This is a genomic window from Shewanella corallii (genome assembly GCF_023349125.1).
Taxonomy (GTDB): domain Bacteria; phylum Pseudomonadota; class Gammaproteobacteria; order Enterobacterales; family Shewanellaceae; genus Shewanella; species Shewanella corallii.
Genome location: NZ_JAKIKT010000009.1, coordinates 178627 through 192571 on the forward strand (window position 1 = coordinate 178627; position 13945 = coordinate 192571).

The window sequence follows — 13945 nt, forward strand, 5'->3', positions numbered from 1 at the left end:
AGTATATTCTACCTGCTAAACAGGCCTAGTGTACATCCTTCCAATACTCTTTCTTGAGCAGGAATGCAAAGATGAAGAAGATGAACAGGAAGCCCAGCACCCAGTAACCCAGGCGCTCACGTTCGAGTCGCACGGGTTCAGCCGAGTAAGCCAGGAAAGCTGTCAGATCTTTCACTACCTGCTGATACTCTTCTGGAGTCAGCTGGCCGCCGGTCGCTACGATAGTGCCGTCTTCCTGCAGCAGCGGAACACCCTGCAGCTCTTCCAACACATGCGGCATACCCACCATAGGGAACACAGTGTTGTTAGCCCCAAATGGACGGGATGGATCCTGATAGAAGCTGTTCAGATAGGTGTATACCCAATCTTCACCGCGTACACGGGATACCATAGTCAGATCCGGTGGCGCCGCGCCAAACCACTTTGCAGCATCCTTTTCAGGGATGGCGTTTTCCATCAGCTCACCGATCTTGGCGTCGGTAGGGATGTAGTTGGCTCGCATCTCATCAACAGAGATACCCAGGTCTTCGGCCACGCGACCATAACGCTGATACTGAGTGCTGTGGCAGGCTGCGCAATACTGCTGGAAATAACCCAGACCGCGTTGCAGAGACTCCTGATCCTTCAGCTGTTCTGTCCAGTCGATGCCGGTAGGCTCAATCTTTGGACCGCCCGCTGCCAGTACCAGGCTGGGTACCAGAGCAAACAATGCAATCAGTAATTTTTTCATTTGAATGTCACCCTCTCTGGTACAGGCTTGGTCTTTTCGTTCTTACTGTAAATCCACAGTGCGATGAAGAATCCAAAGTAAGTGATGGTGAAAATACGTGCCGCGATAGTCAGTGCAGGGGTTGCCGGTACCGCACCCAGGTAACCCAGGACGATAAAGGACACAGTGAACTGAGCAATGTTCAGCTTATGGATAATGCTGCGGTAACGGATAGACTTAACGTTACAGCGATCCAGCCAAGGCAGTACAAACAGCACCAGAATCGACAGACCCATCATGATCACGCCGCCCAACTTATCGGGAACAGCACGCAGAATGGCGTAGAAAGGAGTGAAGTACCAAACAGGTGCAATATGCTCAGGCGTCTTCATTGGGTTAGCCGCTTCAAAGTTTGGCTTTTCAAGGAAGTAACCGCCGCCCTCAGGCATAAAGAAGAGCACATAGCAGAACAGGATAAGGAAGCCTGCCACACCAACAATATCTTTCACTGTGTAGTATGGGTGGAATGGGATGCCATCCACAGGCCAGCCGTTCTCATCTTTGTTCTTCTTAATTTCAACACCGTCTGGGTTGTTGGAACCTACTTCGTGCAGTGCAATCAGATGCAGGAATACCAGAACAACCAACACCAGTGGCAGCGCGATAACGTGCAGAGCAAAGAAACGGTTCAAGGTCGCGCCGGACACGACGTAATCACCACGGATCCACAGTGTCAGGTCATCACCAATAACAGGAATCGCACCAAACAGAGAGATAATTACCTGTGCACCCCAGTAGGACATCTGTCCCCATGGCAGCAGATAGCCCATAAAGGCTTCAGCCATCAGTACCAGGAAGATCAGCATACCGAACAACCACAGCAGCTCCCGTGGCTTTTGGTATGAACCATAGATCAAGCCACGGAACATGTGCAGGTAGATCACCACGAAGAATGCAGAAGCCCCTGTGGAGTGCATATAGCGCAACAACCAGCCGTATTCCACATCACGCATGATGTACTCAATGGAGGCAAAGGCGCCTTCTGCAGTTGGTACATAGTTCATGGTCAGCCAGATACCGGTCAGCAGCTGGTTTACCAGTACCAGCAGAGCCAGAGAGCCGAAGAAGTACCAAAAGTTAAAGTTCTTTGGGGTAGCGTATTGGCCGACGTGACGGTTATAGGTCGCCGTCATCGGAATACGGGCATCAATCCAATCAATAATCTTGTTAGCCATTACGCAGCTCCTTCGCTGACACCGATAAGTACGGTGCTATCATCCAGATACTGATGTGGCGGGATAACCAGGTTCAGTGGTGCCGGTACACCCGAGAATACACGGCCGGCCATGTCAAACTTGGAACCGTGACAAGGGCAGAAGAAACCTGATGCAACACCTTCAACCTGCTCACCAAATGAATCAGGCAGGTAGGTCGGTGAACAACCCAGGTGAGTACAAAGACCAACAGCGATAAAGTACTCTGGGTTGATAGCACGGGTTGGATTCTGTGCATATTCAGGCTGCTGAGGCTCTTCTGAATTGGGATCACGAAGCTGATCATCGAGAGAGGGAAGCACATCCAGAACTTCCTTGGTACGGCGAACTACCCATACGGGCTTGCCTCGCCACTCAACGCGGATCAATTGACCCGGTTCAATCTTACTGATATTGACTTCTACCGGCGCGCCCGCAGCTTTTGCCTTGGCACTCGGATTCCATGACTTAATAAAGGGAACCGCTACAGCGACGGCACCAGCACCGCCAATTACAGCGGTTGCGGCGGTCAGGAATCTGCGACGTCCGGTATCGACTGGCGCATTGCTCATCCACTTATCTCCAAGAGGGTGTAGGAATGTTCGTTCTAATAATAGTCGTCCTACAAAGTTCTGCCTTCCCAGCAGAAATTTGAGACGCGGCTCATTATAACGAAAATTTAGAAGCAGATCATAGCGAAAACAGATAACAATCGATGTAACTTTGTCATTTTTGTGAAAAACCGGCCAAAACCAAAGATAACAATACCAACAATCCCCTTACTCCACAGGACAAATGCCAAACACAAAAATAAAGTGTCCTATTTATGAATAAGTTACGTCTGATATTAGCCATCTCTCCTGACTGCACATTCAATTGAGAGTATTTTCCATTTCTGTTCCAACATTCCGCGTAAGGGACTATCCAGCCGTGCGGTGCCTGTTAAGGCAATAAAAAAACCCGGCGTCAGGCCGGGTTTTCGTTTACAGAGCAAACTGGATTATTTTCCCGTCTCACTCTTCATATAACGGAAAAACTCGCTGTCTGGTTCAAGTACCATCACGTCAGAGTTGTTATTGAAACTCTCACGGTAGGCCTCAAGACTACGCATAAACGCATAGAACTCTGGGTCTTTGGAGTAAGTATCAGCGTAGATCTTTGCCGCCTGCGCATCACCCTCACCTCGCACCGTCAGCGCTTTACGTTGAGCTTCTGCAATCTGAATCTCCACGTTGGCGTCGGTGGTAGCGCGAATGATTTCAGCCTGCTCACGGCCCTGAGCACGGTGCTCTTTGGCCACAGCCTGACGCTCTGCACGCATACGCTGGTAAATACTGTTACTCACGTTGGCAGGCAGGTTGATCTGCTTAACACGCACATCCACCACTTCAATACCCAGGTCTTTGGCACTCTCTGCAGCATTCTTCAAGGCATCCATCTGCAGCTCGTCACGGCTGCCAGACACAATTTCCTTGATGGTACGACGACCGAACTCAGTACGCAGGTCGTTGTTAATTTTACGCTGCAGCAGGCTCTCGGCGTTTGCCTTGATACCACCATTGGTAGACAGGTAGTACTTGGCAAAGTCCTTGATGCGCCATTTCACATAGGAATCAACCATCAAGTCTTTCTTTTCAGACGTCACAAAACGGTCAGCTGCACCATCCAAAGTCTGGATACGGGAGTCCAGATAACGGATTTTATCAATTACAGGGATCTTCAGGTGAATACCAGGAGCAAATACCTTGGTCTGGTCATCCACCTTCATTACCTTACCGAAACGGGACACAATTGCCCGCTCACCTTCATTAACCACGAATACCGAGGATACGCCGACTACCAGCAGTATCGCGGCAATAATCAGACCAAAACGACCCATCTGTTATTCCCTCCCCAGTCGAATTCGTTCTTCGCGGGACAAGCGCCCGCTTGCAGGCATATTGGAATGTACGCTGTTAACAGAGCTAGCTTGTTCCGAAGGTGAAGTTACCTTAGGAGAAGAAGACTCAGATACATTACCCGATGGCTTACGCTCCATCATCTTGTCCAAAGGCAGGTACATCATATTGCCGCTGTTTTTGGCATCAATGATCACCTTGTTATTGCCGGACATCACCTTCTGCATGGTATCCAGATACAGGCGCTGACGGGTTACTTCCGGCGCAGCCTTGTACTCAGGCAACAGCTTTTCGAACTGAGCAACCTGACCTTCTGCTTCCAGTGTGACACGTTGCTTGTAAGCTTCCGCCTGCTGAGACATACGCTCTACCATACCACGAGCTTTAGGCTCAACTTCACGGGAGTAAGCTTCAGCTTCACGAATGAAACGCTGCTCATCTTCCTGTGCCGCAATGGCATCATCGAAGGCGTCTTTTACTTCTTCAGGCGGACGCGCCGGCAGGAAGTTCACATCAACAACGGTAAGACCCAGGTTGTAAGGCTCGATAATACGCTCCAGCTCTTTCCAGGTATCGTTACGAATACCTTCACGGCCAGTCGTCAGGATATCGTCCATCTTGTTGTGGCCGATAACATAACGCAGCGCACTGTCAGTGGCTTCACGCAGACTGGAATTGGCGTCTACCGCACTGAACAGATATTTATATGGATCGGTAACCCGATACTGAACATCCATTTCAACCTGAACCAGGTTTTCGTCAGCCGTCAGCATGCTGCCCGCTGCTGGGATAGAACGTACAGTTTCTACGTCAACCGGATACACTTCTTCAATGAAAGTAGGCTTCCACTGCAGGCCAGGCTCAACCAGACCTACGTACTCACCGAATCGCAAAGCCACGCCTCGCTCAGCTTCCTTAACGGAGTAGAGACCAGACAGGAACCAGACGATGGCGGCAATAACCAGAATCAGAATTACGCCATAATTACCGATGCCAGATCCTGAGGACCCGGAACCTTTACCACCAAAACGCTTGGAGAGGTTACGAAACACCTCATCCAGATCCGGTGGCCCCTTATCATTGCTGCCTTTATTTCCCCAAGGGTCATTGCCCTTGTTTCCGGGCTCATTCCAAGCCATTTAGCACTCCATAAGCGGATAAAATAAAAGAGATTACTACCAAAAATACCTTATTTGTTCCTTAATGAACAACCAAGGTTTCCAATTCGCCTTCGCTTTGCTTGAGCAATCTTCGCCAGTCAGCATCCGAAAGGCGTACATTCAGTATACAGTTACCCAGGTCATCGTACTCCTGGTCCTGAATAGCTTCCAGTCGATATAGCTGTCCCAGATAGTGTCCAGCAGCGGCGGGGATCTTCAGCGTCACTTCATGAATGGTGTCACCCACAAGTTCAGTAATCGCTTGCTGGATAAGCTCCAGCCCCAACCTTTGTTGTGCAGAGACCCACACACGGGTTGGAACGCCCTCTGCATCATAATCTATACGTGGCGAAACCTCTTCCAGCAGGTCAATTTTGTTACAAATGATGAGCTGAGGGATCTCATGGGCATCAATCTCCTTCAGCACTTCCTGCACCTGCTCAAAGTTATCAGCCATGTTTTCATCTGCACAGTCAACAACATGCAACAGGAGATCTGCTTCACGGGTTTCCTGCAAAGTTGCCTTGAACGCAGCGACCAGATCGTGGGGAAGGTGACGGATAAAGCCTACGGTATCAGCAAGAAAGACGGCGCCATCCTGCAGTTCCAATTTGCGCAACGTGGGGTCCAGCGTCGCAAACAACTGATCCGCAGCATAGACTTCCGCTGACGTTAATGCATTGAAAAGTGTAGATTTTCCAGCATTGGTATAACCCACCAATGACACAGTGGGCATATCACTTCGCTGGCGGGCACGACGGCTTTGCTCACGCTGACGGTCAACCTTGTCCAGACGACGGTTAATAGCCTTAATCCGGCCCCGTAATAAACGTCTGTCGGTTTCCAGCTGGGTCTCACCCGGGCCACGCAAGCCAATACCGCCCTTCTGGCGTTCAAGGTGAGTCCATCCCCGTACCAGGCGAGTCGACATGTGGCGCAACTGCGCTAGCTCCACCTGCAACTTACCTTCGTGGGTACGGGCCCGCTGAGCAAAAATATCTAGAATCAGCGTGGTTCGGTCCAGTACCCGGCACTTACAAACCATCTCCAGGTTTCTTTCCTGTGCCGGCGTCAACGCGTGATTGAAAATCACCACATTGGCGTCTGTTGCCGCAACCATGGCAGCTAACTCTTCAGCTTTGCCTGAACCAACAAAAAATTTGCGATCAGGCGCGCGGCGGCTTCCCGTTATCACACCTACAGAGCGTGCACCTGCCGACTCTACCAATAATTGAAGTTCGACAAGATCTTCCCGACTGTTTTCGTCAGAAAAATCGATATGGACAAGTACCGCTGTCTCTCCCGCCTCATAACGATCAAACAAGAAGCAAACCCCTAAAGCTTATTCGCCGTGATTGGCGTCGTCCTGCTGATGGTTGTAACCACCCTGGTTCTGTTGATGACCACCCACGTTAAATGGACGGGAAGGCACAACAGTAGAAATGGCATGCTTGTAGACCATTTGGCTGACAGTGTTTTTCAGCAAAATAACAAACTGGTCAAAAGACTCTACCTGGCCCTGCAGTTTGATGCCGTTAACCAAATAAATAGAAACTGGAACGCGCTCGCGGCGCAGTGCGTTCAAAAATGGGTCTTGTAAAGATTGCCCCTTAGCCATTTCGTCTTTCCTTTTTTAATTTATCTTCAAAATCAAGAATTACAGTTGTATCACACTGTATCTCAAACTCAGTATTATATAGCACGGTCGAATAATCTAGTGACCACGATTTATAATTGTCTTTAAATTTCCTTCATTACCGCTTTCCAGCCATTCCAGGTTTGGCCAGCCGCGCAACCATGTTAATTGACGCTTGGCCAATTGCCTAGTTGCAGCCACGGCTTTTTCGACCATTGTCTGATGGTCAAATTCCCCATCAAGATATTGCCAGCATTGGCGATATCCTACACAGCGCATGGACGGCATCTCAAGGTGAAGGTCACCTCTTTGCTTTAACTGTTGGACTTCTTCAACAAATCCCTGCTGCAACATAATCTCAAAGCGCTTGGCGATTAATTCATGCAACACTTTACGTTCTTTAGGCGCAATCGCATATTGTGCCACACGATAAGATAAAGCGGTGGATTTGGTTTGCGTTAATTCGGTTAAAGTTTTACCACTTATCCGGAATACTTCTATTGCTCTGGATAGACGCTGAGGATCATTTGGATGTATTCGCTGAGCGGATACAGGATCTATTTGTGTCAGCTCATCATGTAGGGATTGCCACCCCTGTTCAGTGGCCTGAGCCAATATTTCCGCTCTGATACTCTCGTCGGCACTTGGCAGTGGCGAAAGCCCTTCCAACAGCGTTTTAAAATACATCATGGTTCCACCCACTAATATTGGGGTCTTACCTTTGGTAACTATCTCTTCAATTGCCTTGATCGCATCTGCACGAAAATCTGCAGCAGAGTAACTTTCTGCCGGATCCAATATATCCACAAGCCGGTGAGGAGCCTGTGCCAATTCCTCTTGAGAGGGCTTCGCCGTGCCAATATCCATCCCCCGATAGATCAGGGCTGAATCCACAGAAATAATTTCACAGTTGTGATGGGTGGCCAGATCAATCGCGAGCTGTGTTTTGCCAGAGGCCGTAGGCCCCATCAGCAGGATAATTTCAGGCTGTTGTTGTGTGCTCACTCAATTGCTCTTCTAACCAGTATTCCCAGGGGAGCGATTGCCCCTGAGCCAGGATCTGTTGTTGGGTTTCAGGATATTGTTTCAGCTGTTGCCAGACAGATGCAGCAGCATCGAAACCGGCTTTAGTTTGCGCTGTTAGCCAGGCTGCAAGCGCTTCATTGGCAGGTTCTTCTGCGGCCAGCCACTGTAATAACTCAGGAATATTGCTGGCCAGCTGACTGTCTCTTAGATATGGGGGCACTTTTTTGATAATCAACTGCCCGTACTTGATAACCAGCTCAATTCCCAAACGCCGCAGCAAAGTCTCACGCATCTCGATAGTATCAGCCCACTGTTCATCTGCAGCTACCGATACCGGCATCAACAAAGGCTGGCCAACGAGACCGGTTTCAAGCTTATCTCTGATCCCTGATTTACGACAAACAGCAGCGGCTGCTGCAATATCGACCAAAATCAGTTGACTGTCTTTGGCTACCACCCAGAATTTACCCGCCAGCACCGGAGGCATATCAGCGGCATCTCTTACCTGTTCGGCACGACTTTGTCCTGGGGTTTGCATCAGTTGTCCATAGGCTTCAACTGCCGCTTTATCCGGCTGCGGATTGACATATCTGTCTGCAGCCCGACCTGCACTCCCGGACCAATCGCCACTGCGCCCACTCCCGCTGGAAGAAGAAGGGTAGTTGCCCGAATAACTGCGCTGGCCGGTCATTCCATCTACCGCTCTATCATTCCCCTGAGAAACCACACCGGCAGGAGAACTCATTCCCTGCCATGGCTGCGCACTGTAATCCGCTTGTGGTTGCTCAATCTGAGACTGGGTATTAACAGGCAAAGTATGCGCCTGACTCAAGGCTGATTGCAGCGCCTGCAGAATAAAATCGTGGATATATCGGCTCTGATGGAATCGCACTTCATGTTTGGCTGGATGCACATTGACATCGACCTGATGGGGATCCAGTTCCAACATCAGCACGTACCCGGGCTGATCCAGCTCACTCATCTGGGCAAACGCCTGTCGCACGGCATGATTCACCAGGCGGTCACGCACCAGACGCCCGTTAACGTAGAAGTAATGAACATCGGCCGGTTGCACCAACGCAGGAGACTGCAGATAACCGCTCAATGACATATCGTCATGTTGGCAGTCCACTCTCAACGCATTGTCAGCAAAAGGCCTGCCTGAGACCTGTCCCAGACGCTGCAGGTATTGAGCCTCATTGGTCGCAGGACGATAATTACGTACCGTTTTGCCATTGTGAGACAGGGTAAAGTGAACATCACTGCGAACCAGCGCGATACGTTTCAGCCATTCATCAATATGGCCGAACTCAGTTTTGTCACTTTTCAGGAAACGTCTGCGCGCTGGGGTATTAAAGAACAGATCCACCACTTCAATTGTGGTCCCCTCGGGATGTGCCGCCGGGATCACCTTAACCGCCATTTCTGAACCCTCAGCATAGGCCGTCCAGGCCCCAGACTGCTCAGCGGTACGTGAAGTCATGGTTAATCTGGAAACAGAGCTGATACTGGCTAGCGCCTCACCACGGAAGCCAAAACTCAGGATAGCTTCAAGGTCATCCAGGGTTTCTACTTTGGAGGTCGCGTGACGGGATAGCGCCAATGCCAATTCGTCTTTAACTATACCACCGCCGTTATCCCGGATACGAATAAGCTTGGCGCCGCCCTTCTCGATGTCGATATCAATACGACGCGCGCCGGCATCAATACTGTTTTCTACCAGCTCTTTGACGACAGACGCTGGCCGCTCCACCACCTCTCCTGCGGCTATCTGGTTGGCCAGCTGAGGTGGCAATATTTTAATTGCCATTTGGGTTCCTGTTATCTGGGAATAGTCAGTTGCTGTCCGACACGCAACATATCGGACTTGAGCTTGTTGGCTCGTTTGATACTGGCAACAGTGACACCATATCTATGGGCAATCACAGACAATGACTCACCACTGCGAACCTTGTGTTTAACCGAGCCCCGGGATGCCAGCAGCGTATTCTCCGGCGGGTTGGCCTCAAAATATCGCATCACACCACGGTGAATCGCCTTGGCCAGTTTATCCTGATGGGACGCAGTTTTCAGTAACCTCTCCTCACCCGGATTGGAGATAAAACCAGTCTCCACCAGAATGGACGGAATATCCGGCGACTTAAGTACGGCAAAACTGGCCGACTCAGGCTGATGCTTATGCAGCTTGGTCACATGACCCAGGTCAGACAGCACGTCATGGGCAATGGAATGACTGATAGCCATGGATCTGTCCATGGACATATCCAGCAGTGTCATTGCCAGATACTGCTCGCTATCCGCACTTTGAATAATCTCTCCGGCACCGCCCAACAACTCAGAGTGCTTTTCTTTTTGCTCCAGCCAGCGACCTATCTCACTGTTTGCACGGCGACGGGACAACACCCATACCGACGCGCCCCTGGGCTGAGGAGAGGTAAAAGCATCCGCATGAATAGAGATCAGCAAATCTGCCTTACTCTTGCGGGCCAATTCAGAACGCTGGTTCAGGTTAACGAAGTAATCACCGCTGCGGGTCATTACCGCTCGCATGCCAGGTGTCCCATTGATTTTTGCCGCTACCCGTTTGGAAATATCCAGTACGATTTTCTTTTCGTACATACCGCTTGGGCCAATAGAGCCAGGGTCTTCACCACCGTGTCCGGCATCAATGGCGACCACCACATCCCGCATCTCTCGCTTGGGAGGCGTTACCGTTTTTGAGGGGGCTTTGGAATCTGCCAGATCCAACACCAAACGATCCCCATAGGGAGCCGTAGGTTTCAGCGCGAACAGGTTGGCAGACACAGGACGGTTAAGATCAATCACTACCCTGAGTGTCCCCTTTTGTGGCGGTTTACTCAGGCGAACACGCTTAACCAGCTTACTGTTATTACTGATTTTACTGAGATCAATGCCACTGGCAGCAGACTTCATATCCACCACCAGACGATCTGGCTTGGTCAGGGTGAAATAGCTGTAATCCGGTGACTTGGAGAGGTCAAAAACCACCCGGGTGGAATCCGGAGCAGCCCAAATCCTGACACCATTAAGCTTATTCCCGGCAGCAGATGCCGGGGAGATAACCCCAAGGCTGACCAGAAAAAAAGCCATTGTCAGCCAAAATTGAAAACTATGTCGAATGCTTGCCATCGTTATTTTAGTTTTGAAAGCAGTGCTTCACCTTTTTGTGATTTTGCGGAAATCGTCAGATCCCGGGAATTGTTCTGATAGCTAAGGTGCAGGTGCAAATCTGCTTCCGGCAATAACCCCTCTCCCCTATCAGGCCACTCTACAATACACAAACTTTTGTCTGAAAAGTAATCGCGGATCCCCATAAATTCCAATTCTTCAGGATCAGCCAACCGATATAAATCAAAATGATATACTTCGACACCGGAAATCTCGTAGGGTTCCACCAAGGTGTATGTTGGACTTTTCACCGCGCCCTGGTGACCCAGACTCTGGATCAAGCCGCGACTGAATGTGGTCTTGCCTGCACCCAACTCACCAGTCAGATAGATGACCAAAGGCGCGCTAACGACCTCCGCCAGACGCCGTCCCAATGCGACGGTATCATCTTCATTTTGCAGAAAAAAACTTAACTCTTTCATCATTTCTCAATTATAAAGGATTGACCAGTTGGCGAATGCCCGACATTAAATCTGAAGCCAACATTCCACGTATACCGTGGGCTGCGGCTAAATCTGCTGCGTCACCATGTAGGATCACACCAGCCACCGCGGCTGTCATTGGCGCAAAGCCCTGAGCCAGCAGCGCACCTATAATACCCGAAAGCACATCGCCACAACCACCACTGGCCAGCCCTGGATTGCCAACCGGGGCCACAACAACCTCATTACCATCACTAATCAGAGTGCCTGAGCCCTTAAGAACAACCACGCCACCATATCGGTTTTGCAACGCATCTACTGCAGCAAACCTGTCATTTTCAACCTCCGCTACACTGCAATTCAGCAAGCGTGCGGCCTCAGCTGGATGGGGTGTCAAAATCCAATTGCGCCGCTGCTCCGGCTGTTTGGCCAACAGGTTAAGTGCATCGGCATCCAATAGCATTGGCTTGTCAGACATGAGCGCAGCCTTAAACAGGTTAAATCCCCAGTCGTCCACTCCCAATCCTGGCCCCATCACCAGAACATCAGGCCAACCAAGTACCTGATAGGTTTCCATATCAACTAATTCGCAACCATGAACCATCAATTCCGGCCTGGCCAGATTGATTGTCGAAGCGTGAGACCAATGACTGACCAGCTTTACCAGCCCGGCTCCCGCCCGGAGACAAGCTTCACCGGCCAGTCTTACCGCACCGGACATTCCCTGAACGCCACCCACAATACATACCTTGCCATAACTGCCTTTGTGGCTATTTTGCCGTCTCGGCCTGAACACTTGCTGAAGAAAGGCGCCCTGCAACATTCGACAGCGAGATACCGGCAAGACAGCTTGCAGGCCAATATCGCCGAAGCAGATATCGCCACAATGATCTCTGGCATCTGAGGTAAACAGTCCCTGCTTAAGCGCCCCAAAACAGATGGTCAAATCAGCAATTACCGCGACACCGTGAACCCTGCCCGTATTCGCATTCAACCCTGAGGGTAGATCCAGGCTCAGAACACTCACCTGCGCACTGTTAATCATCTCGATGATTGCGCTCACGTCTTCCCTGGGAGCCCCTTTGACTCCGGTTCCCAGCAGGCCATCTATCAGCAAGTCAGCACCAGTTAAGGCACAGTGCAAACTATCTCTGTTTAGCGATTCAACTGGCACACCCGCTGCCATCAATAGCTCAAAGGCTTGCTCATTTTCATCAGTGTATTTTTGGGAATCTTGTCGAAGCACCCTGCACGATGCACCTTTATCAGCCAACATACGTGCTAACACCAAAGCATCACTGCCATTGTTTCCGCTGCCCGCCACCACGACAGGAGTTGCTGGCAGCCCCTGAGAAAACAGCAGGTCAAATGCCGAGGCAGCGGCTCTTTCTACCAGGCTGAACAGACTGATGCTTTCCAACCTGACCAGATCCAGTTCTGCCTGTCGGATCTCCTGGCTACTGAAAACATGTGTGGGAAGGGGATGCTTTGCCATAGCGCTCTCCTGAAGTGGTCATAATATGGAGTTCAGCTACAAACATACCGGACGAATACCAATCGCCCGGCTATTTGCTAAAAGAATATACGCGATTGCGATAGATTTTCAGACAAACCGTCAAGACAAGCAGGCTCTGGCTTTGTCTCCGGCTTAGAGAAGAGAATCAGATATCTTCCATTCTCATCACAGAATGAACCAGCCTCTGCTGCTGGGTTTTGCTCACTCTCAGCAAATCTGACATGGCGCTTTCAATTTCACCTGTTGGCGCGACTTCTACCAATGTTTCCAGATATCCAAGAATCCTGTTGTCAAACTTAAGATGAAGTTCAATCAGATCGTCTTCATTCATTCCTGCAACAGGTACGATAGATTCACAGGCCTGCTTAAATCCGCCCATCTCCAGGTTTTCATACCAGGTATCCAGCATACGCCTCGGGGCATCATCAATGTAGGATTCTATCGTTTCAGCGATATGCTGTTGATGTTGTTGAAGATACTCGAGCAGAAGCTTGGTTCTGGCCGAATCACAATGATTATGCAGTCGCCGATAAAGCGCCTGCATCTCCAGATGGCACTCCGCAATTCTTTCCAGCACGTCCCGCAATTGCTGCATCCGCATAAGATTCCCTCCACTGATTGAATACGTTTTTGCCTAACGCCATTATCAATCCGTTTCCACAGGAAACTTTTGAGCGAAATCATAAACAGGTCATGAATCAATCTAAGGGTGGAGTGTTTGGGGAAAAATCGGGGGGGGGGAGATTGGAGCGACATATCGGGTTCGAACCGATGACCTATACCTTGGCAAGGTATCGCTCTACCAACTGAGCTAATGTCGCGGTGCTTTTCAGCAAATTTGGAGCGACATATCGGGTTCGAACCGATGACCTATACCTTGGCAAGGTATCGCTCTACCAACTGAGCTAATGTCGCGGTGCTTTTCAGCAAAATTTGGAGCGACATATCGGGTTCGAACCGATGACCTATACCTTGGCAAGGTATCGCTCTACCAACTGAGCTAATGTCGCAGTGCTTTTCAGCAAAATTTGGAGCGACATATCGGGTTCGAACCGATGACCTATACCTTGGCAAGGTATCGCTCTACCAACTGAGCTAATGTCGCATCACAGTTTTTAAGGACTTCACCCTATTGG

At 50.1% G+C, this 13945-nt stretch carries 13 protein-coding genes and 4 tRNA genes; all 17 read right to left on the bottom strand.

Features of this window, described 5'->3' with window-relative positions:
• Positions 1–25: 25 nt before the first annotated feature.
• The 17 genes from L2725_RS19750 to L2725_RS19830 all read right to left on the bottom strand — a co-directional run bounded on the left by L2725_RS19750 (position 26) and on the right by L2725_RS19830 (position 13914).
• On the bottom strand, positions 26–730 hold the full coding sequence (locus tag L2725_RS19750; RefSeq protein ID WP_248937271.1) for a cytochrome c1: 705 nt from the start codon (positions 728–730) through the stop codon (positions 26–28).
• Positions 727–1944: a cytochrome b gene (locus L2725_RS19755; RefSeq protein WP_115137125.1), complete on the bottom strand. Its 1218-nt coding sequence runs from the start codon at positions 1942–1944 to the stop codon at positions 727–729. The genes L2725_RS19750 and L2725_RS19755 overlap by 4 nt, the downstream gene beginning before the upstream one ends.
• Complete coding sequence (gene petA / locus L2725_RS19760; protein ID WP_248937269.1) at positions 1944–2534, bottom strand: ubiquinol-cytochrome c reductase iron-sulfur subunit; 591 nt, start codon at positions 2532–2534, stop codon at positions 1944–1946. The genes L2725_RS19755 and petA overlap by 1 nt, the downstream gene beginning before the upstream one ends.
• Before the next feature lie 428 nt (positions 2535–2962).
• Positions 2963–3841 (bottom strand): protease modulator HflC, encoded by an 879-nt coding sequence (hflC, locus tag L2725_RS19765; protein ID WP_248937268.1) that lies wholly within the window; start codon positions 3839–3841, stop codon positions 2963–2965.
• A gap of 3 nt (positions 3842–3844) precedes the next feature.
• Positions 3845–4999 carry an FtsH protease activity modulator HflK gene (hflK, locus tag L2725_RS19770; RefSeq protein ID WP_249250545.1) on the bottom strand — a complete coding sequence of 385 codons (1155 nt, stop codon included), beginning with the start codon at positions 4997–4999 and terminating at the stop codon, positions 3845–3847.
• 61 nt (positions 5000–5060) lie between these two features.
• Positions 5061–6344 carry a ribosome rescue GTPase HflX gene (gene hflX / locus L2725_RS19775; protein ID WP_248937266.1) on the bottom strand — a complete coding sequence of 428 codons (1284 nt, stop codon included), beginning with the start codon at positions 6342–6344 and terminating at the stop codon, positions 5061–5063.
• Between the two features lie 18 nt (positions 6345–6362).
• Positions 6363–6638, bottom strand: coding sequence for an RNA chaperone Hfq (gene hfq, locus L2725_RS19780; RefSeq protein ID WP_248937265.1), 276 nt, complete (start codon positions 6636–6638; stop codon positions 6363–6365).
• Positions 6639–6734: 96 nt separating this feature from the next.
• Positions 6735–7661, bottom strand: coding sequence for a tRNA (adenosine(37)-N6)-dimethylallyltransferase MiaA (gene miaA, locus L2725_RS19785; protein ID WP_249250546.1), 927 nt, complete (start codon positions 7659–7661; stop codon positions 6735–6737).
• Entirely contained in the window at positions 7639–9492 is a 1854-nt protein-coding gene (mutL, locus tag L2725_RS19790) for a DNA mismatch repair endonuclease MutL (RefSeq protein ID WP_249250547.1), read from the bottom strand. The genes miaA and mutL overlap by 23 nt, the downstream gene beginning before the upstream one ends.
• An 11-nt stretch (positions 9493–9503) precedes the next feature.
• Positions 9504–10793 (bottom strand): N-acetylmuramoyl-L-alanine amidase, encoded by a 1290-nt coding sequence (locus tag L2725_RS19795; RefSeq protein WP_249250548.1) that lies wholly within the window; start codon positions 10791–10793, stop codon positions 9504–9506.
• A 41-nt stretch (positions 10794–10834) separates the two neighbouring features.
• Positions 10835–11293: a tRNA (adenosine(37)-N6)-threonylcarbamoyltransferase complex ATPase subunit type 1 TsaE gene (gene tsaE, locus L2725_RS19800; RefSeq protein ID WP_115137134.1), complete on the bottom strand. Its 459-nt coding sequence runs from the start codon at positions 11291–11293 to the stop codon at positions 10835–10837.
• A gap of 10 nt (positions 11294–11303) precedes the next feature.
• Positions 11304–12788 carry an NAD(P)H-hydrate dehydratase gene (locus tag L2725_RS19805; RefSeq protein WP_249250549.1) on the bottom strand — a complete coding sequence of 495 codons (1485 nt, stop codon included), beginning with the start codon at positions 12786–12788 and terminating at the stop codon, positions 11304–11306.
• A 166-nt stretch (positions 12789–12954) separates the two neighbouring features.
• Positions 12955–13410 (bottom strand): hypothetical protein, encoded by a 456-nt coding sequence (locus L2725_RS19810; protein ID WP_115137136.1) that lies wholly within the window; start codon positions 13408–13410, stop codon positions 12955–12957.
• Positions 13411–13554: 144 nt separating this feature from the next.
• Positions 13555–13630 (bottom strand) — tRNA-Gly (locus L2725_RS19815).
• A gap of 18 nt (positions 13631–13648) precedes the next feature.
• Positions 13649–13724: transfer RNA gene (locus tag L2725_RS19820), tRNA-Gly, on the bottom strand.
• A gap of 19 nt (positions 13725–13743) precedes the next feature.
• A tRNA-Gly gene (locus L2725_RS19825) sits at positions 13744–13819 on the bottom strand.
• 19 nt (positions 13820–13838) lie between these two features.
• A tRNA-Gly gene (locus L2725_RS19830) sits at positions 13839–13914 on the bottom strand.
• Positions 13915–13945: the final 31 nt, after the last annotated feature.

Coding starts and splice junctions, on each gene's coding strand:
- L2725_RS19750 (WP_248937271.1), bottom strand. CDS start 730: ATGAAAAAATTACTGATTGCATTGTTTGCTCTGGTACCCAGCCTGGTA.
- tsaE (WP_115137134.1), bottom strand. CDS start 11,293: ATGAAAGAGTTAAGTTTTTTTCTGCAAAATGAAGATGATACCGTCGCA.
- hflK (WP_249250545.1), bottom strand. CDS start 4,999: ATGGCTTGGAATGAGCCCGGAAACAAGGGCAATGACCCTTGGGGAAAT.
- hflC (WP_248937268.1), bottom strand. CDS start 3,841: ATGGGTCGTTTTGGTCTGATTATTGCCGCGATACTGCTGGTAGTCGGC.
- L2725_RS19810 (WP_115137136.1), bottom strand. CDS start 13,410: ATGCGGATGCAGCAATTGCGGGACGTGCTGGAAAGAATTGCGGAGTGC.
- L2725_RS19795 (WP_249250548.1), bottom strand. CDS start 10,793: ATGGCTTTTTTTCTGGTCAGCCTTGGGGTTATCTCCCCGGCATCTGCT.
- petA (WP_248937269.1), bottom strand. CDS start 2,534: ATGAGCAATGCGCCAGTCGATACCGGACGTCGCAGATTCCTGACCGCC.
- hfq (WP_248937265.1), bottom strand. CDS start 6,638: ATGGCTAAGGGGCAATCTTTACAAGACCCATTTTTGAACGCACTGCGC.
- L2725_RS19755 (WP_115137125.1), bottom strand. CDS start 1,944: ATGGCTAACAAGATTATTGATTGGATTGATGCCCGTATTCCGATGACG.
- L2725_RS19805 (WP_249250549.1), bottom strand. CDS start 12,788: ATGGCAAAGCATCCCCTTCCCACACATGTTTTCAGTAGCCAGGAGATC.
- mutL (WP_249250547.1), bottom strand. CDS start 9,492: ATGGCAATTAAAATATTGCCACCTCAGCTGGCCAACCAGATAGCCGCA.